This is a genomic window from Thalassotalea sp. 1_MG-2023, assembly GCF_030546745.1.
Classification (GTDB): Bacteria; Pseudomonadota; Gammaproteobacteria; order Enterobacterales; family Alteromonadaceae; genus Thalassotalea_C.
In genome coordinates this window covers 49,547-67,732 of the sequence record NZ_JAUOPD010000005.1, presented here as the reverse complement: position 1 = coordinate 67,732, position 18,186 = coordinate 49,547, and the positions used below count along the sequence as shown (strand labels likewise).

Below are 18,186 nucleotides of genomic sequence, written 5' to 3'. Positions count from 1 at the left end.
AAACGCTATTATCGTGAGAATAAGTGATTGAAAATGCATCACTAAGGTTAAAGTTAGTACTTGTAGTCGTCAGGGATGGGTAAGTTTTTTGCTAAGGGTACCGGTCGGTTTGCTTTACCTTTTTTGAACTCTGCCAGTTGATACACAAACGCAAGTACCTGTGCAACCGCCGCAAATAATTCTTCAGGAATCTCTTCATTGACATCTGCGGTGTAATAAAGTGATCTTGCAAGTGCTGGGGAAGCTAAGATTTCAACACCATGTTCTTTGGCAATGGTGCGAATATGAATAGCCATTTCATCAATCCCTTTTGCAACAACACGCGGCGCACCACCAAATTCAGTATCATATTTTATCGCCACGGAATAATGCGTTGGGTTAGTGATCACAACATCGGATTCTGGCACTTCTGCCATCTGTCTTCGCTGTGATATTTCATATTGAGTGCGTCTAATGCGCCCTTTATTTTCAGGACTTCCTTCAGAGTTTTTTAATTCATCTTTTATTTCTTGTTTGGTCATTTTTAATTGACGTATGTGATCCCACTTTTGATAAGGCGCATCAACAGCTACGATGATGATCAGAGATAAACTCAATGCTAAAAACATCCACAATAACAGCTCTACTGCATGAGCAAAGTTCAACGGAATCGCTTCAATACTTAACGACAGAATTTGATCAAATAAGGTTACAAGTAATAAATAAGCACTAAAGAAAACCACAAAAAACTTTAACAATGATTTAATCAATTCAACCCACGCTTTAACCCCAAACATGCGCTTAAAACCTGCTATTGGAGATAGCTTACTGGCTTTAGGCGCCATCGCTTCAACCGAAAAATTTAAACCACCAAGAATAATATTGCCAACAAAAGCAGCGATCATAATGATAAAAAACATCCAACCTATTGGTACCACTAGAGAGTAAAGTGCATCACTAATAATATTAAACAGCTTATTTATGTCCATCACTTCTTCACGAGTTAAACTGAACAAGCGTTTCATGATAGAAGACAAGCTACTGACCAAAGTACTGCCTGTCATCATCAAGGCAACGGCACTACCAACTAACACGAACATGGTGCCTAAATCTTTAGAGCGGGCAATTTGACCTTTTTTTCTGGCGTCAGAAAGCTTTTTCCCCGTGGGTTCTTCTGTTTTTTCACCTGAATCTGACTCAGCCATCGTGTTAACTCGCGCAGTCGATTAAATGGCAGGTTAAATCTAATGCTCGTTGCCATTGTAATTCAAAATGCAACATGAAGTTTTCCATAGTTAGCCACATGATCAATAAACCAGAACACATGGTGATGGGAAAACCAATCGCAAAGATATTTAACTGTGGGGCGGCTCTGGTCATAATGCCAAAAGAAAAGTTTATTAATAGCATGGCCGTTAAGGGGGCCATCGCAAGTGACAATGCCGTAGCGAACATCCATGCTCCCCAATCAACTAAATCACGAAACTTTGTGGATGAAAACTCTTCAAGCGGAATAGGCAGAGTAGAAAAGCTTGCGGTTACAAATTGTAAATAAGCTAAATGTCCATCCATAGCCCAAAATAATAACGTCGATAATATTAGAAAAAATTGCCCCACGGCTGGAACATTCATACCACTGGCGGGGTCAACTAACGAGGCAAAGCCTAGACCTGTTTGCATGGCAATGATTTGGCCAGCCATGGTAAAGGTATTAACCACTAAGTTTGTCACCAAGCCCATCATTGCGCCTATCATTGTTTGCTGTGCAACCAATAGCACCATTTCAAAGGAGAATAACGATTCAATGTTAACCGGAGGTATCGCAGGCATAATGGCAAAGGTAATAGCTATTGAGAGGAAAAGCTTAACTTTCATCGGTACCGCTCGTGCGCCCAATGCAATCATCGACATAATTAACGCTGAAACGCGTGAAAATGGCAGAATAAAATCTGCCATATATTGGTTAATGACCGTTTCAGAGAATTCCATGGTAACTAACCGTTACGCGATCACAGACGGTATAGATGTTACTAACCTAATGGTGTAATCCATCAACTTTTGCACTAACCAATGGCCACCAACAATTAATGCAAGCAGGGTCACAATTAGACGAGGCAAGAAGCTTAACGTTTGTTCATTGATAGACGTTGCCGCTTGAAAGACGGCGACAATTAAGCCAACGATTAAGCTAGGCACAATGACAGCACTAACAAGTACAATAACGAGGAAAAGTGCATCTCTTAGTATATCAACAAATATTTCAGGGCTCATTACGGGGCTCCCATTCCATAGCTACTTGCTATTGTGCCGATCACTAAATTCCAACCATCAACCAGGACAAAAAGCATCAACTTAAAAGGTAACGATACAATCATTGGTGATAACATCATCATACCCATTGCCATTAAAATACTAGCAACCACTAAGTCGATAATCAAAAAAGGAATAAACAGCATAAAGCCAATTTGAAAAGCTGTTTTTAACTCACTAATAATAAATGAAGGAATAATCACCGTCATCGGCAAGTCAGTGGGTTTATCCACTTGAGTAATACCGGCCATTTGAGCAAGGGTGTCTAAATCTTTTATCCGCGTTTGCTCGAGCATGAAAGCACGTATTGGTACCTTAGCGCTATCTAACGCTTCAACAGAGGTTTTTTGTTCAGCAAGATAGGGTTGAATTGCTGTTTCATTAATTTGGTTGTATACCGGCGTCATGATAAATAAGGTCATAAACAACGTTAAACCAATAATCACTTGGTTCGATGGTGTTTGCTGCAATCCAAATGCTTGGCGCAGAATTGCCATGACAACAACGATACGAGTAAAAGAAGTCATCATGATGACGGCTGCTGGAATAAAGCTCAGCGCAGTCATAAAAATCAATATTTGCAGCGTGACTGAATATTCTTGACTGCCGTCAGGATTCGTTGACAGTTTAAGGGCGGGTAATGATAACTCTTGTTCTGCAAAAGCATGGCCACTCAACATCATGCCGATACACAAAATTACGAACCAAAACAGGCGTATATTTATGTGCTTACCCGATGTTAAATTGCTCATGCTATTCTCGATTATTGTTGATTTTTTGATTGATAAACTTTGCTAAAGGGTTGTTCATTGACCCTGTTATTGGGCTATTTTCAGGAAGTGGCGTTTCCAAGGTTTTAATTAACGTAACGTGCTGGTGACTCACGCCTAACAATAGCTGCTCATCACCGACTTGTATCACCATTAACTTTTCTTTACTTCCTAAGGGTAAGCTGGCGATGACTTTCATACCAGAAGATACTTTATTGATCATCGTGAATTTTTTCAAGACAAACGCACTGACAACGATTAATGCGAGTACTAACAATAATGCTAATATCATACTCGCAGCGTCCATGTTTACGTTTGCATGTTTACCCACTTCAACGTTGTTTTCCTGTGCAAGGCTGATCACAGGAAATAACAGAACCAGCAAACTACTGGTACGTCGTAATGTAAAGTATCGTGATACTTTTTGCATTATTTAAGCTTTTTAATACGTTCAACCTGACTGATCACATCAGTTAAACGAATACCGAATTTATCATTCACTACGACCACTTCACCATGTGCAATCAATGTACCATTTACCAATACATCTAACGCTTCACCGGCTACACGATCAAGCTCAACAACAGAACCCTGGTTCAGTTGTAATAAGTTACGAATACTAATTTGGCTTCGACCTACTTCCATAGAGATTGTCACTGGAATATCTAGTATTGTATCGAGCTTACGCTTTTCTTCACCGGTGATCGGTGCGTCTTCTTGCAGTTCGTCCAATTCTACAGCTTCTGCATTTTCTTCATCAGTTTCAGCTTCGGCTTGTTCATCCATCGCCTCATCCCACATGCTCAGATCTTCGTTTTCGTTCTCGTTTTCATCACTCATATTCAGCCTCGGTTCTTAATAATCTAAATCATCTTCAAGTAAGTGCAATTCAGCGTCACTGTCTAAACGTTTGCCACCTTTGGTTAAGATGGTTAATTCATTCTTCACAGATTCTGGACGCTTAATTTTCTCTTGAATTTGTAATGCTATGTTTTCACGGCGTTTACCTAGTTTGGCTCTAAAAGTAGGTAAATCTTCAATCAACACGGTTATATGTTCTGGCATTTCTATCGGAATTATATCGCCAGATTCTAATTCCATAATGCTTGATAATGGAATATCAACTTCTAAAAACTTGGTTGATAAAGCCACCGGAACATCCATTATTTCATCGCGTAACGCCTTTGACCAACGCATGTCGGTGTCTTCTTTGTCACTTTGTACACCAGCATCTAACAATTCCCGAATAGGTTCTAACATTGAATACGGCAAGGCGACATGAAAATCACCACCACCACCATCAAGTTCAATGTGGAAAGAGCTAATAACGACCACTTCAGTGGGGCTAACGATGTTCGCCATTGAGGGGTTTACTTCAGAATCTAAATATTCAAAGGATACATCCATCACTGGCGACCACGCTTCTTTGTAATCTTCAAAGATAAGCTTGAGTAGCATTTGAATGATACGACGTTCAGTTGGGGTAAATTCTCGGCCTTCAATTTTGGCATGGTAACGGCCATCACCGCCAAAAAAGTTATCCACTAAAATAAACACTAAGCGGGCTTCCATGGTGATCAGCCCAGTACCTTTTAACGGTCTAAAACGCACCATATTCAAGCTGGTAGGTACAAACAAGGTATGTACGTACTCACCAAACTTGATCATTTGAATACCATTAATAGACACTTCTGCCGTACGGCGCATCATATTGAATAGGCTGATCCGCATATGTCGAGCAAAGCGTTCATTAACCATTTCGAGCGTCGGCATACGACCACGCACAATACGATCTTGCGACGAGAAGTCATAGTCGCTGGTGCCTTCTCGTTCAGGAACGTCTTCAGCAACCTCGTCTTCTTCAACGTCGTCTACGCCATGAAGTAACGCATCAATTTCGTCTTGTGAAAGTAAATCACTCACGGTGGTATCTCTTTAAAGTTGTGTCGTTATTGCATCACAAAGCCAGTAAATAATACTTGCTCTATTACTTTTTGCTCTTCTATGTCCATCATTATTTTATGTACTTCAGATAATGCTTGCTGCTTTAATGATGTTTTACCTGCACTGGTTGCAAGATCATCAGCATTTGATTGAGTAAATACTGCTAATAAAGTACTTTCAATCAACGGAATATGTTTTTTCGCAGCTTCCTCGTTATCAGAGCCTCTAACCAATAACTGCACTCTTATCTCTACAAAACGGTCACGGTTCGCACCAGGAATATTAAAACGAAAAGGTCTTGGCATCGGTACATATAATGCGGTGCCTAAACTAGCATTTGCCACAGGTTGAGCGCTACCGTCAGTAACCGCTTCTCCTTCAACGCCTGAATCTAATGCTGCATCTAGCTGCTCTTGTGTTGGGCCACTATCGCCACCCATAAAGAAAAAAGCGGCGCCACCGCCTACCGCCAATATAACCACGGCTGCAATAATAATGATTAACTTCTTTTTTTTACCAGAACTATCAAGTTCTAATGCTTTTTCTTCTTCAGCCATAAATAGCCCCTATTGATAAAACTTATATATATCAGCAACTATATCTTCGATTACAGAATGCGCAACTGCTTTTATGCAATTAAGCGTAGTAATCGACACCGGTTGACGAAGCTTTATACAAATTTACCTCTGAAGCAGCTATTTGCTCTTGAGTCGAGCTATTTTCACCTCGATTTTTGCCCTGTGCTTGTTCACCACCCGCTTCGTCGCCATCATTGGTTTGTTGATCACGCTGTTCAATATTAGCATCACCGACATCAACACCTGATTGTTCAAGCATTTCTTTTAGTTTACCCATATGTTGTTCTAATGCATCTTTTGCTTGCGGGTTTTGCACAACAAAGTTAACGGCCGCTTGTTCATTTTGCATATTAATTTTAACTTGCATGCTACCAAGTTCTGGGGGATCTAACCGAATTTCGAGTTGTCTCAATTTTTGATTGATCATCACCATAACTTTCTCTTTAACCTCGGCACTAAAGTCTTTGCGATTAATCGCAATGGTTTCTTGAGCGATAATCTGTGTTGAGCGGGTTGCTTGTACCGAAACACTTTCTGCAGAGGCCTTAGCGTGTATCGCCTGCGCAGCTTGTTCTTGCTCTGGCGTTAGGCTAGTAGTTGGCCTAGTTGGCTCTGAAAAGGTTACTTGACGCTCTGTTTTTGGCTCAACTATTGTCTGCTTATCCGAATCAACTGGAATATTAGCTTTTAAGTCAATTGACTGCTTTTGAGCGTTTTGCTCAGTATTATGTTGTTGCTCACTATCACCAGTTGATGAGCTATCGGTTTTAGCATCAACATTAACCACATTGGCAGTTGCTTGATTTACGATACGGGTGTTGTTTTCTTTATTATCGGCTTTTTGTGTATTTTCTATGTTAATTGGCGCTACTGAAATTGGTTTTTCTGCGCGTTGCTTTTCAACGGCTACCGCGTCAACTTCAGCAGTTTTATTAGCATTTAACGCAGGATTAACAACGGAGGCAGAAATGACCGGTTCTGTCGTTTTTTTGGTATCAACATCTAAACTTTCATCAATTATGGCATTCACTTGCTTAGCTTGCTGTTGAGTTAACTGCGAAGCCTTTTGAACATCACCTTCAGTGTTATTTTCCGCATCTACACTATTTGCCTGTTCGCCGGTACTCGCCGACTTTACACGATTTAATTGCTCCGTTGATGCCAACGTTTGTAACACTTTTTCATTACCATTCACTTTCTTTAAGTCAGTGGTATTTTCGTTGTTTGCTTCACTATTGCCAGAAACGGTAATTGCTTGAGCTTCTTGGGCTTTATGAGATTGATTTTTTGTTTCTCGTCCAGCCAATATGGCTTGAATTTCAGTGGCAAGCTTTTGCTCTTTTTGTGACAACTCTACTTTTTCAACCGGCGCTTTACCAGACTGCTCAATTTGTTGCTGGACATTAACCTGTTTAGCCATTTCCAGTGCTGCTTGTCTTGACTGCTCATATTTTTGACTATGTTCAGTAGAGGTGACCTCAGAGGCATTAATAAAGTCTAATAATTTGGTGGCAATTTCAGCACGCGTATTCTCGACAGTTGCATCTACATATTCAGTTGACTTATTTTCGAATGCTTTTGTCTGCTCTGACGTTTCTTCCTCAACGGTATCAGTTTGAATATCTTGATTGTTTGACTTTTCTTCTGTTACTTGATGATTAACATCTTTAGTATTCTCTGATGGTTGCGCTGATTGCTCTGACGTTTGTGATCGTGAGACAGCTTGCTTATCATTCGCTATTTGTGATTGTTGTTCATTTGCGGTTTCTTGCCGCTTTTTGCCGTCATAGCTGGCAGACTTATCCGCCATGTAATCTGAAAAGTTACTGGATTTACTTTTTCCAGCACCCGCACTTTTTTGTGTATCGATGCTTGACAATATTCCTTTACTTTCAACACTTTGACTTACATCTACGGGTAGTACGTTTACTTGTCTCATCGTAAAAAACCTTCACTGATCAGTTAGATAATATTTTCTTGCTTTACGCGTTAACGCATTATTAATAAATATTCTGCAATTTTTATTCCACTACATAGCTTCGCATTAATTTTATGGTGTAAAAACCGGTAGTCGCGAGATCAGTACTGTGGGTTACGGCGACGAAAATATTGTTGTGCTGCAATTTCATCAAACATCGCTTGCTCTGCTCTGTTAGCCTTTTTAGCGAGTAACATTTTTTGTTTTTCTTGTAACTTTTCAATTGCCTGCACTTTTTGATGCTGTAACGTCCATTGTTGCTTTCTTTGTTCCATTAACGCTTTTGCTTGCTTGATGGCGATCTCAACTTGTTCTGCTGCATTGTCTAATTTAGCAACAAATGCATGAAAATGGCGGTAAGTTACGCTATCTACTCCTGATACTGCCCGTTGATCAAGTCGTTTCATATATTCCAGCCTAAACTCACCAACACTTTGCAAGCGAATGAGGTTCTCTTGGTAATCTTTTTCAGCTAATTGCAATTGTTGAACTGCTTTATGCTCTTTGTCTGATTCATACTTATGTATCGTATTCAATTGTGTCATCGACATTTTTAATTACCTCAGCTCTAACATTATTCAGACGCTGTATTTTGTTGTTGAGCATGCGCTTGCGCCGCGCCTATAACTTCTTGCAACTGTGCCAAACTTTGATCGTAGGGTACAATTTCATGCATTTTTTGTTGAAGAAAAAAGTTAATTACCGGCAATAATTGAATTGCCTGATCAATTCTTGGATCAGTACCTTTGCTGTATGCTCCAATGGAAATTAAATCTTTATTTTGTTGATATAGCGAATAAAACTGTTTTAAATTTCTCGCAAGATCTTGGTGTTCATCACTGGTAACCATAGGCATAACCCGAGAAATAGAGCCTTCAATATCAACCGCTGGAAAATGTCCACTATCTGCAAGCTGGCGAGATAATACAATATGGCCATCAAGTATTGCCCGTGCAGCATCAGCAATAGGGTCTTGTAAATCATCACCCTCGGTTAATACGGTAAAAAATGCCGTGATCGCACCTTGCCCATCACCACCATTTCCTGCACGTTCAACAAGTTGTGGTAACTTTGAAAATACCGACGGCGGGTATCCTTTTGTCGCTGGCGGTTCGCCAACAGCTAAAGCAATTTCGCGTTGTGCTTGAGCATAACGAGTAATAGAATCAATCAGTAGTAAAACATTCATGCCTTGGTCGCGAAAATATTCAGCAATTTTCACCGCTGATTCACAGCCTTTTAGTCGCATTAATGGTGAATTATCTGCCGGGGCTGCAACAACAACAGAGCGTTTTCGCCCTTCTTCCCCTAAAATTTCTTCAATAAACTCTTTAACTTCTCGGCCACGCTCACCTACTAGCCCTACCACAATTACATCAGCGGTTGTGCCACGAGTCATCATACCTAATAATACACTTTTACCTACACCAGAGCCTGCAAATAACCCCATCCGTTGGCCTTGGCCTACCGTAATAAAACTATTGATAGAGCGAACACCAACATCTAAGGGTTGTGTGATTGCACGACGTGCTAATGGGTTGATGGGCTCAGAAGAATGCTTTGCTTCTGGATCCGTTTTGATTGGCCCTTTACCATCTAAGGGTTTGCCTACACCATCTACCACTCGGCCAAGTAATTCCATTGACAATGGTAATCGTGCTTTAGCTGTTAAGGGCACAACGCGTGCACCAGGCAATACCCCTTGCAAGCTTTGTTCAGGCATTAGATAGGTAGTTTCGTTTGAAAAACCAACCACCTCAGCGATTAAATCACCTTGGGCGGTTTCAACTAGACATTGACTGCCCACTTGAGCTTTAACACCAACAGCCTCTAGCGTTAATCCAACAACGCGCACTAATCGCCCAGCAACCGATATAGGTTGGCGATGAATAAATTGTTGGCTATTAGCCAGCCGTTGAGTAATGCCTTCTACGTCTATCATCAAATATTTGACACTCTGAACAAAAAACGATTATTGATGTAATGCGTTTTGCAAGAAAGATTCCAACACATCGGTTAATCGTGTTTTTATCGATAAGTCGATATTTGATGTGCTATTTTCGATTTGACAACTGCCTTTGGGTAACTGTGGTGAGGGGAGTAATCGCCAGCCCTGTTCACTAATGTATTCAGGCGTAAACTGTTGTTCTACCAGCATGATATCTTCAGGGTTTAGTAATATTTGCGTTTGTGCCTCTTGACTAGGCAATGCTTTCATCCCTTTGTTGATGGCTTCAAATAAAATATCTTGATTGGTTTTAGCTTCTTGATAGGTCACAGCTTCGGTTAATTGAACAACAAGTTGAAGTAACTGCTGTTCAACATTTTTTTCAACTGTTTTTATTGGTTTGTGCAGCTGGTCAACTAACATTTGCCAATTATTTGCAAGGGTTTCTATGGTTTCTTTACCTTCAGTTAACCCTTTATCAATCCCTTCAATATGGCCTGCTTTAAAGCCCTCTTCGTGCCCAGCTTTTTGACCTTCTTCGAAACCAGTAGAAAAACCTTCCTCTTTACCTTGGTTAAAACCTTCTTGATGTGCGGCTTGTCGAATGGCTTCGATATCTTCCGCTGTTAAAGGTGGTATTTCTTCCTCGACTTCTTCAGGCGGCTCGTAACGCCATGAAGGTTTTTTACCCAGTGCATTTGTCGGTATTGTTGATTGGTCGATATCTTCTTCAACCGTAGGATATGCCCAAACATCAGACTCAGTCGTCTGTTCTGGTTTAATAATGTTTTCTTCAACATTTACGCCTGAAAAATTTTTCATTCTTGCACCATTTACACGCTAGAAACGTAAATCAAGTTATAGGAATTCATCACCACCGCCAGCACCACCTAGCATTATTTCACCAGCATCTGATAATCTTCTTGCCACTGATAAAATTTCTTTCTGTGCCGCTTCAACTTCACTGATACGTACAGGGCCCATGGCCTCTAAATCGTCAGCCATCATTTCAGCTGCGCGTTTAGACATATTGGTCATTATTTTCTCTTTCAAGGTATCATCTGCACCTTTAATTGCTTTCATAAGAGCATCTTGCTGAACTTCACGTAGAATCGCTTGAATACCGCGATCGTCAACGTCAGCTAAGTTTTCAAAGACAAACATTAAGTCTTGAATTTGTTGACTCATTTCTTCGTCATGTTCACGAATTGAATCCATTAGCATACCTTCAACATTGGTATCTAAATAGTTCATAATATCTGCAGCTGCTTTCAAGCCGCCCATTTTCGCAGCTTGCGCGCCAGCTTGACCCGCAAATTGTTTTTCCATAATTTCATTGAGTTCTTGAAGGGCCGCAGGCTGAACTTCTTCAAGGTTTGCGATACGCATCATTAAGTCTAAACGCGTTTTCTCTGCAAACTGCCCTAATATCTCAGCAGACTGTTCTGGCTCTAGGTATGATAAAACGATCGTTTGGATCTGTGGATGCTCATTTCGGATAATATTCGCTACTTGCTTAGAATCCATCCATTTAAGTGAATCTAAACCTTTGGCACCACCACCCATGACAATCTGATCAATCAAGTTGCCGGCTTTATCTTCACCTAAGGCTGCAGTTAACGCTTTGCGAACAAATTCTTCACTTTGGAAACCTATGGTACTAAAGTTTTGAATCTCATTAATAAATAGCTTATGCACCGCGGTGATTTTCTCTTGAGTAAAATCTTCCATCGCGGCCATAACCATGCCCACTTGTTGTACCTGTTTTGGTTCTAAGTGTTTTAATATTTGCGCGGCATCTTCCTCAGATAAGCTTAACAATAAAATTGCAGCTTTCTCGGCTCCATCGAGTTTGTCTACATCAAACCCTTGTGGAATTGCGGCTAGTTCTTGTGCTTCATCACTCATCTTCAATCAACCAACTTTTGACAACTTGAGAGGACAACTCTGGTTCATTCGCTACCAAAGCTCGAACGGCTTTTAAAATATCTTCATCACGGTGTAAGTCTGGTAATTGTAGACTACCGTCAGGCGCAAAACCAACCGCACCAGCATCGAAATCAGCAGATAACATATCCATGGTTTCATCACCTAAGTCTACATGACTATCAAGTGACTTATCACCATAATCTTCAGGTTTTTGATCAGGATAAATTAATCGTTTCAGCATTGGTCTTACTACAGATAATATCAATATAATAATCACCACAGCACCTAACGACAGCTTCAATATTTTAAGGAACCAGGCTTCTTGATAAAAAGGCACCGCTTCTTCAACTTCAACTTCCATACGAGAAAAAGGTAAAGTAACAACTTCTAAGGCATCGCCACGTTGTAGGTCAAAACCAATACTGCCTTGCAGTAACCGGCGAATATTCGCTAACTCTTCAACACTTCTTGGCGTTTGTACCGCATCTCCGTTTGCGTTGGTTGAATTTAAATAATCAAGTGCCACCGAAACACTGATGCGGCGAATCACACCTGATTGCTGTTTGGTATAGCTAATTGATTCATCAAGCTCAAAATTTTTCGTGGATTCAGAGTGCTTGCGGCTAGGCGTTGAACGTTGGCTATTGGTTCCTGTTGCATTTTCAGGAATATTTGAGTCTAACGGTGGTTGATTGGTTAACGCACCTGGAATACCGCCAAGTGTTCCGCCAATAGAGGTTTCTTCCACTTTCATTTCGCTACGTAGTGCAGGTAAATCGGGGTTGTAACGACGTTGTGTTTCTTCTGAATTGGTAAAATCCATTGTTACATCAACTTGTGCCGTGTAATTGCCTAAACCAACAACGGGGATCATGATGGTATCAATTTTATCCATGTACTCTTGTTCGCGCTTTTGTTCAATTTCAAATTCTTTGCGTGAACGTGATGAAATGGAATTTTGAGATCCTGAATTAAGTAAGCGGCCATTTTGATCAGTCACGGTTACACGGTTAGGCGTTAAACTTTGCACCGCAGAAGCGACGATATCTACAATGGAATCAACTTCTTCTTCTGATAATAAACGCCCTTTACGTAACGTTACCACAACCGTTGCAGAAGGTGATTTTTCACGTTTTGCGAAGACATTTTCACGTGGAATGGCTAATAATACCTTTGCACGACTTACGGTTTGTAATTCTTGAATAGTACGCGCAAGTTGTTGTTCACGAGAGTGCTTTAATCGCTCGCGTTCTAAGCGTTGGCTTACGCCAAAGCCCATATCTTGCATGATGATTTCTTCTCGGTCGTTTGGTTCGTCAGTTAAACCTTCACGAGCAAGCATTAACTTAATATCTTGATAGCGGTCAGCAGGTACAGAAATAGTATTATTTTCTTGGATATAGTCATCTACGCCGTTGGCATCCAAAAAATCCATCGTTTTAATCAATTGGTCAGTAGGAAGCTTGGTTAAGTAGCGATATTCTGGCTGGTTTGCCCACATGATCACGAATACTGCAATCGCTAAACAAATGGCTAATGCCATAATAAGCGTTACTTGACGTAACACATCAACGTTACCCATCATTGCCGATAAGCCAGACTTTTGCTCTTCGATACCGTCATTTGCGTTGTCATTCGCAACAAGATCGTTACCACCGTCAGCTGTTGCTAATGCTGTATTTGTTGTATCAGCCACTATATATTCTCCGCTTGACTACTTTTTACGCGTACGATTATGCTATCCGAACGATTAAACAGGCATACTCATAATTTCTTTGTATGCTTCGACAAATTTATTTCTCACTTGCACTGTGGCTTCAAACGCGACACTGGCCTTTGATGCAGATATCATCGTATCTGCAAGCGTAACGCTGCGATCACCCATTTCAAAGCGCGTGCGTTTATCACCAGCTTCTTGTTGAATATCATTGACGGTATTAACCGCCTGTTTAAGCATGGAAGCAAAGTCACTTTGAGATGAGTTTACTGGCGCAACTTCAGCACCAATAACGTTATCATTCTTGATGGTTGATGTGCGGTTACCCATTGCTTCTAATTGCATATTTTGCATTTGGGCATACAAGGAATTGCTTTTGATATCCATGATATTCTCGCTAGTGTCAAACTTTTGAAAAATTGTGTACTAACGGTAATAAAGCAACATTAATGCCACAAAAAACATTAATTATTTAAATTAAAAATCATACAGATAAGGATTTAAAATAAGAAAACACCGAACTTATTAACAATAAAAATAAGCATCGGTGTTTTAATTGAAGGGATTATGCAGGAATTTGAATACCACTATCGCGCATACGTGCGATTTTATAACGGAGCGTTCTTGGGCTAATACCTAATTTTTCCGCCACCGCTTTGCGACTACCATGGCATGCTTGCAAGGTATCTAAAATAATTTGGTGTTCTTGCATTTTTAGCTCACTTCCCAACTTATCATCACTCGCAGTTACTGTAGAAACATCAGCAATAGCTGGCGTATCAAAATTTTCGATTAATAAATCTGCTGCATCAATGACACCGTCACTATGTAGAATCAATGCGCGTTGTATCACATTATCTAACTCTCTAACATTGCCTGGCCATTGATAAGCATTTAATTTACTGCAGGCTGCAGGCGTAAACTCAGGAGCCTCTTGCTGATTTTTTTGACAAATTCTTGAAATCAAATGATTAGCGAGCGGTACAATATCATCACGGCGCTGCGCAAGTGGTAACCAGTTTAATGGGAAAACATTTAGTCGGTAATATAAATCTTCTCGAAATATACCTTCGTTAACGGCTTCTTTAAGGTCTCTGTTACTGGTTGCGATAACACGCACATCTAATTTAATGGTTTTTCGGCCAGCTAACCGCTCCACTTCACGCTCTTGTAACACACGTAATATTTTCGCTTGCAAACCAAGATCCATCTCAGTGATCTCATCAAGTAAAATAGTACCGCCCTGTGCTTGTTCAAATTTACCAGGGCATGCTTGTATAGCACCGGTAAATGCCCCTTTTTCATAACCAAACAGAGTCGCTTCTAGCATGTTTTCTGGGATAGCTGCACAGTTTATCGCAACGAAAGGTTTATTCGCCCTCGATGAATGTCCATGTACATATTGTGCTAAAACTTCTTTACCTGAGCCACTTGGGCCTAATACCATGACTGATGCGTCTGTAGAGGCAACTTTTCTTGCAAGTAATAACAATTCTTTACTTTTGCTATCAGCCACTATAGGTTCAAAAGCGTCATTTTGCTGGATTGGTAAGTATTGATTAACCATATTTAATAATACTTCAGGGGCAAAAGGTTTAGCCATATAATTACAGGCACCATCTTTCATTGCCTGTACAGCATCATCAATCGTACCGTAGGCTGTCATAATAAGTACCGGCATTTTGGCAAACGATGACTTGATGCTTTTTAATAGGTTTAATCCTGACATACCTGACATTTGTACATCACTTACTACCAAATCTACTTGATGGCTTTTCAACAACAGTAATGCGGCTTCGCCTGACTCTGCTTCAATGCATTGGTATCCTGCAAGGTTTAAGGTATCAATTAATGCCTCTCGTAATCCGGCATCATCTTCTACCACTAAGATTTTACTTTGACTCATCGTAACTCTCCTGAGGTGAAGTTAACGACTCGCTACCAGTTTCATTTGGCAACAAGGGTAATGATATTACAAAATGTGCGCCTTCTCCTGGCTTACTTATTAAATGCACTTCACCTTGATGTGCATTAGCAACTGATTTTACAACGGCAAGTCCTAGCCCAGTGCCTTGACTGCGGGACGTGTAAAAAGGTTCAAAAATTTTGGCGGCCTTTTCTGCCGCTATTCCACAGCCATTATCTTTGACACTGATATACGCTTTTCCATCTTTGCAATAACAGGCAATATGAATGCTAGCCTTTGATTCAATGACTTCTAGGCTATTATGAATAAGGTTTTGAATAGCACCACTTAGCGCGGTTTCATTGCCTAATACATGACAATCTTCTGGACAATATTGAGTATCAACTTCAGCATCTGCTTGCTCAATAAGTGCTTCCATTCCATGAACTGCAGCGTTGACTAATGCATTGACCGACAAAGATGAGACAACTTGTTGTTGGCCACTTTTTGCAAATAACAACATATCATTCACAGTTTGTTCGAGATCAGATAAACGCGACATGAGCTTTGCTTGAAAGTTATCACGTTCAGTAGTTTGTAACTGCTTACTTTTTAAATTAGCACCATATAAAATCGCTGCTGAAAGTGGTGTACGTATTTGGTGAGCAAGTTTCGACACCATCTGACCAAGGGATGACAACCGCTGTAACTGACTCAACTTATCTTGCAATAAGCGAGTTTCCGTTAAATCAGTGATCATTATCAGCTGCCCTGGTTGATCGATTAACGCGGTAATTTCTAACTTTACACGGCGACCATCTTTAAGTGATACCTCATGCCAATCATCGGCACGAGGCTTAAAAGAACGGCGGATCACTTCAAACCATGGATGGCCTAAAATTGGCTCTTCAAGTAATTGGCTGGCAATTTTATTCATTTTGACCACAATGCCATTTCCATCGAGCATTATCATACCCGTTGGCATTACATCGATTAGTTTTTCGAGTTGATTTGATTGCTGTCGTAATAAATCAAGCTCGCCAACATATGACTCTGTGGCGAGTTTATGCTTATTGGCAATAAATGGCTGTTCAACAAACGGAAACACCTTTTGTTGATTCATAGTAGAATTAGTTTGATTTGCAACGGCTACAACCATAATACACTTCTCGAATAACGATAATATTCAAGAAAAAGCATTAATTATGCCAACAAAATTTCTCTATGTTTATCAAAGAACTGCAGAAAGAAAATATATGAGTCAAGATTTTGTCAATGTTAAAACGCTTAAACGCCACTATGCGTTAAATATTGCTTTATTCAGCGTTTCGAGGTGTTGGAAATACGAACTTGCTGCATTTCCGCAAACGTCTTTTTTGCAAACAAACTCATTGAGTGAACGTATTAACCGCGCAAACGAGCAGTAGCTATTTATTATTGATAGACCCACTGGATATAAAGCAAAATAATTGCCACTTATCATTAATCGTCACTTTTTTGTACGTTATATTTTCGCATCTTCTCAACAAGTGTTGTTCTACGCATACCAAGTAATTCTGCAGACCGTGCTACCACCCAATCGTTTTTGTCTAATGACTGAGTGATCAGAGACACTTCTAAATCTGCTAAATACTCTTTTAAATTTAAACCGTCTGCCGGCAATTTATCAACTTGTACGGCACTGCTACTTTGTTCTTCAAAGCCAGCCATCAAACTGTCATCATTAATATTTTCATCGCCAGTGTCAGTATCAAAACCAGCAAATAACTCATTAATTGCTTCGCGTTCCTGCAATTCTTCGGGGTATTCAGGGTTGTACTCTTCAACATCAATGTGACGATAACGCTTAGGTAGTTCTGACACGTCAACCACTTGTTCATTGTACATGATAATCATGCGTTCTATTAAGTTTGATAACTCACGTACGTTGCCTGCCCAAGAGTGTTCTTGTAGTGAAGCGATAGCACGCTCTGTAAAACGAACCGTTTGTCCTTGTTCGTTTTCAAAACGCGACATTAACTCTTTTAGTAATAACGGAATATCTTCTTTGCGGTCTCGAAGCGCGGGGGTTTCAATCGGGAAAACGTTGAGTCGGTAATATAAGTCTTCACGAAAGGCATTGGTTTTGATCATTTCTTCTAGGTTTTGATGAGTTGCCGCGATCACACGTACATTCGCCTTTATACTTTTGGCTCCACCGACACGCTCAAAGGTTCTTTCTTGCAACACACGTAAAAGTTTTACTTGCATTGGTTGCGGCATATCACCAATTTCATCAAGAAAAAGTGTACCACCTTCGGCAAGCTCAAAACGGCCTTTGCGGGTTGAGATAGCCCCAGTGAAGGCTCCCTTTTCATGACCGAATAACTCGCTTTCTAGTAAGTCAGGAGGAATCGCACCACAATTTACCGGTACAAAAGGCGCTTTACCGCGATCAGATAAGTTATGAATGTTGCGAGCCACAACTTCTTTACCAGTACCCGATTCGCCAAGTATTAATACATTTGCTTGCGTTGATGCAACTTGTTCAATTAGAAACCGTACATGTTGCATTGGGGCACTGCCACCCACCAGTGAACGAAAAAGTGCAGCATTGCCTGCATTTTTTGTTTTATTGATCGGAAGCTTATTATGGTATTGATGGCAATGATGGATCATTTCCGTTAATTGCGCGTAATTTAGTGGCGCACTAACATCACCAATAACATTCACAAAACCTACAAGTTTTTGTTTATCAATAACATCATGCAATAAAAAAGGACAACTAGGGTTACGTTTAACTAAAGTAACCACAGCATCATTCACATCACCACACAGGATAATGGTCAAAGTATTAGAGAGTGTTGGCAGTACATCAATAATTTCATCCTGTGCGTAGCAATGAAAATGCTCACCGACGAATGCTAAAATTGTAGCAAGTTGCTGTGCTCTTGCTGCGTCATTATCAACGACAAGAATATGTTTTTGACCCTGCATAATCCTTTGATAACCTTTATTTTTAAACGTTCCAGTTTTGATTGTAGCGAGGATTGGTGAATATTCAACAAAATTTTGACACTGTGGCGTCATAACTTTGACTTTACGGCGCTTTATTTATGATAGTTATAAGTCTGAACGTGCAAATTCG

General features: G+C 40.3%; 19 protein-coding genes. 1 reads left to right on the top strand and 18 read right to left on the bottom strand.

The annotated features are described in order from the left end of the window. Nucleotides 1–53 precede the first annotated feature (53 nt). The 17 genes from flhB to Q4489_RS05510 all read right to left on the bottom strand — a co-directional run bounded on the left by flhB (nucleotide 54) and on the right by Q4489_RS05510 (nucleotide 16,182). Nucleotides 54–1,184: a flagellar biosynthesis protein FlhB gene (gene flhB, locus Q4489_RS05590; RefSeq protein ID WP_303477998.1), complete on the bottom strand. Its 1,131-nt coding sequence runs from the start codon at nucleotides 1,182–1,184 to the stop codon at nucleotides 54–56. Between the two features lie 4 nt (nucleotides 1,185–1,188). Continuing rightward, nucleotides 1,189–1,968, bottom strand: a complete 780-nt coding sequence (gene fliR / locus Q4489_RS05585) for a flagellar biosynthetic protein FliR (protein ID WP_303477997.1) — start codon at nucleotides 1,966–1,968, stop codon at nucleotides 1,189–1,191. Between the two features lie 12 nt (nucleotides 1,969–1,980). Further along, nucleotides 1,981–2,250, bottom strand: a complete 270-nt coding sequence (gene fliQ, locus Q4489_RS05580) for a flagellar biosynthesis protein FliQ (protein ID WP_074500650.1) — start codon at nucleotides 2,248–2,250, stop codon at nucleotides 1,981–1,983. Then, on the bottom strand, nucleotides 2,250–2,972 hold the full coding sequence (fliP, locus tag Q4489_RS05575; protein ID WP_303478209.1) for a flagellar type III secretion system pore protein FliP: 723 nt from the start codon (nucleotides 2,970–2,972) through the stop codon (nucleotides 2,250–2,252). The genes fliQ and fliP overlap by 1 nt, the downstream gene beginning before the upstream one ends. 70 nt (nucleotides 2,973–3,042) lie before the next feature. After that, a complete protein-coding gene (fliO, locus tag Q4489_RS05570; RefSeq protein WP_303477996.1) occupies nucleotides 3,043–3,489 on the bottom strand; it encodes a flagellar biosynthetic protein FliO in 447 nt (148 codons plus the stop codon). Beyond that, nucleotides 3,489–3,899 (bottom strand): flagellar motor switch protein FliN, encoded by a 411-nt coding sequence (gene fliN / locus Q4489_RS05565; RefSeq protein ID WP_303477994.1) that lies wholly within the window; start codon nucleotides 3,897–3,899, stop codon nucleotides 3,489–3,491. The genes fliO and fliN overlap by 1 nt, the downstream gene beginning before the upstream one ends. Nucleotides 3,900–3,914: 15 nt before the next feature. Beyond that, on the bottom strand, nucleotides 3,915–4,982 hold the full coding sequence (gene fliM, locus Q4489_RS05560) for a flagellar motor switch protein FliM (protein ID WP_303477993.1): 1,068 nt from the start codon (nucleotides 4,980–4,982) through the stop codon (nucleotides 3,915–3,917). 26 nt (nucleotides 4,983–5,008) lie between these two features. Next, nucleotides 5,009–5,560 (bottom strand): flagellar basal body-associated protein FliL, encoded by a 552-nt coding sequence (fliL, locus tag Q4489_RS05555; RefSeq protein ID WP_303477992.1) that lies wholly within the window; start codon nucleotides 5,558–5,560, stop codon nucleotides 5,009–5,011. Nucleotides 5,561–5,639: 79 nt separating this feature from the next. After that, complete coding sequence (locus Q4489_RS05550) at nucleotides 5,640–7,520, bottom strand: flagellar hook-length control protein FliK (RefSeq protein ID WP_303477991.1); 1,881 nt, start codon at nucleotides 7,518–7,520, stop codon at nucleotides 5,640–5,642. Between the two features lie 140 nt (nucleotides 7,521–7,660). After that, nucleotides 7,661–8,110 (bottom strand): flagellar export protein FliJ, encoded by a 450-nt coding sequence (gene fliJ / locus Q4489_RS05545; RefSeq protein ID WP_303477989.1) that lies wholly within the window; start codon nucleotides 8,108–8,110, stop codon nucleotides 7,661–7,663. A gap of 23 nt (nucleotides 8,111–8,133) precedes the next feature. Then, a complete protein-coding gene (gene fliI / locus Q4489_RS05540) occupies nucleotides 8,134–9,501 on the bottom strand; it encodes a flagellar protein export ATPase FliI (protein ID WP_303477987.1) in 1,368 nt (455 codons plus the stop codon). Nucleotides 9,502–9,531: 30 nt separating this feature from the next. Further along, nucleotides 9,532–10,329, bottom strand: a complete 798-nt coding sequence (gene fliH, locus Q4489_RS05535) for a flagellar assembly protein FliH (protein WP_303477986.1) — start codon at nucleotides 10,327–10,329, stop codon at nucleotides 9,532–9,534. Nucleotides 10,330–10,365: 36 nt separating this feature from the next. Next, nucleotides 10,366–11,415 carry a flagellar motor switch protein FliG gene (gene fliG / locus Q4489_RS05530; protein ID WP_074500676.1) on the bottom strand — a complete coding sequence of 350 codons (1,050 nt, stop codon included), beginning with the start codon at nucleotides 11,413–11,415 and terminating at the stop codon, nucleotides 10,366–10,368. Further along, on the bottom strand, nucleotides 11,408–13,021 hold the full coding sequence (gene fliF, locus Q4489_RS05525) for a flagellar basal-body MS-ring/collar protein FliF (RefSeq protein ID WP_217693852.1): 1,614 nt from the start codon (nucleotides 13,019–13,021) through the stop codon (nucleotides 11,408–11,410). The genes fliG and fliF overlap by 8 nt, the downstream gene beginning before the upstream one ends. A gap of 165 nt (nucleotides 13,022–13,186) precedes the next feature. Beyond that, nucleotides 13,187–13,540: a flagellar hook-basal body complex protein FliE gene (gene fliE / locus Q4489_RS05520; RefSeq protein WP_303477983.1), complete on the bottom strand. Its 354-nt coding sequence runs from the start codon at nucleotides 13,538–13,540 to the stop codon at nucleotides 13,187–13,189. Nucleotides 13,541–13,718: 178 nt separating this feature from the next. After that, on the bottom strand, nucleotides 13,719–15,059 hold the full coding sequence (locus Q4489_RS05515; protein WP_303477981.1) for a sigma-54 dependent transcriptional regulator: 1,341 nt from the start codon (nucleotides 15,057–15,059) through the stop codon (nucleotides 13,719–13,721). Further along, a complete protein-coding gene (locus Q4489_RS05510) occupies nucleotides 15,046–16,182 on the bottom strand; it encodes a PAS domain-containing sensor histidine kinase (RefSeq protein WP_303478206.1) in 1,137 nt (378 codons plus the stop codon). The genes Q4489_RS05515 and Q4489_RS05510 overlap by 14 nt, the downstream gene beginning before the upstream one ends. Before the next feature lie 133 nt (nucleotides 16,183–16,315). Between Q4489_RS05510 and Q4489_RS05505 the strand changes: the two genes are divergently transcribed. Next, on the top strand, nucleotides 16,316–16,486 hold the full coding sequence (locus Q4489_RS05505) for a hypothetical protein (RefSeq protein WP_303477979.1): 171 nt from the start codon (nucleotides 16,316–16,318) through the stop codon (nucleotides 16,484–16,486). 55 nt (nucleotides 16,487–16,541) lie between these two features. Here the strand turns inward: Q4489_RS05505 and Q4489_RS05500 are convergent, their stop codons facing one another. Further along, entirely contained in the window at nucleotides 16,542–18,035 is a 1,494-nt protein-coding gene (locus tag Q4489_RS05500; RefSeq protein ID WP_303477977.1) for a sigma-54 dependent transcriptional regulator, read from the bottom strand. Nucleotides 18,036–18,186 lie beyond the last annotated feature (151 nt).

What these genes read in the sequence shown, in the direction of transcription:
- Q4489_RS05515 (WP_303477981.1), bottom strand. Translation starts at nt 15,059, where the DNA reads ATGAGTCAAAGTAAAATCTTAGTGGTAGAAGATGATGCCGGATTACGA.
- Q4489_RS05510 (WP_303478206.1), bottom strand. Translation starts at nt 16,182, where the DNA reads ATGAATCAACAAAAGGTGTTTCCGTTTGTTGAACAGCCATTTATTGCC.
- fliH (WP_303477986.1), bottom strand. Translation starts at nt 10,329, where the DNA reads ATGAAAAATTTTTCAGGCGTAAATGTTGAAGAAAACATTATTAAACCA.
- Q4489_RS05500 (WP_303477977.1), bottom strand. Translation starts at nt 18,035, where the DNA reads ATGCAGGGTCAAAAACATATTCTTGTCGTTGATAATGACGCAGCAAGA.
- fliP (WP_303478209.1), bottom strand. Translation starts at nt 2,972, where the DNA reads ATGATGTTGAGTGGCCATGCTTTTGCAGAACAAGAGTTATCATTACCC.
- fliO (WP_303477996.1), bottom strand. Translation starts at nt 3,489, where the DNA reads ATGCAAAAAGTATCACGATACTTTACATTACGACGTACCAGTAGTTTG.
- fliJ (WP_303477989.1), bottom strand. Translation starts at nt 8,110, where the DNA reads ATGTCGATGACACAATTGAATACGATACATAAGTATGAATCAGACAAA.
- fliI (WP_303477987.1), bottom strand. Translation starts at nt 9,501, where the DNA reads ATGATAGACGTAGAAGGCATTACTCAACGGCTGGCTAATAGCCAACAA.
- fliE (WP_303477983.1), bottom strand. Translation starts at nt 13,540, where the DNA reads ATGGATATCAAAAGCAATTCCTTGTATGCCCAAATGCAAAATATGCAA.
- fliF (WP_217693852.1), bottom strand. Translation starts at nt 13,021, where the DNA reads ATGATGGGTAACGTTGATGTGTTACGTCAAGTAACGCTTATTATGGCA.
- fliR (WP_303477997.1), bottom strand. Translation starts at nt 1,968, where the DNA reads ATGGAATTCTCTGAAACGGTCATTAACCAATATATGGCAGATTTTATT.
- fliL (WP_303477992.1), bottom strand. Translation starts at nt 5,560, where the DNA reads ATGGCTGAAGAAGAAAAAGCATTAGAACTTGATAGTTCTGGTAAAAAA.
- flhB (WP_303477998.1), bottom strand. Translation starts at nt 1,184, where the DNA reads ATGGCTGAGTCAGATTCAGGTGAAAAAACAGAAGAACCCACGGGGAAA.
- Q4489_RS05505 (WP_303477979.1), top strand. Translation starts at nt 16,316, where the DNA reads ATGAGTCAAGATTTTGTCAATGTTAAAACGCTTAAACGCCACTATGCG.
- fliQ (WP_074500650.1), bottom strand. Translation starts at nt 2,250, where the DNA reads ATGAGCCCTGAAATATTTGTTGATATACTAAGAGATGCACTTTTCCTC.
- Q4489_RS05550 (WP_303477991.1), bottom strand. Translation starts at nt 7,520, where the DNA reads ATGAGACAAGTAAACGTACTACCCGTAGATGTAAGTCAAAGTGTTGAA.
- fliG (WP_074500676.1), bottom strand. Translation starts at nt 11,415, where the DNA reads ATGAGTGATGAAGCACAAGAACTAGCCGCAATTCCACAAGGGTTTGAT.
- fliN (WP_303477994.1), bottom strand. Translation starts at nt 3,899, where the DNA reads ATGAGTGATGAAAACGAGAACGAAAACGAAGATCTGAGCATGTGGGAT.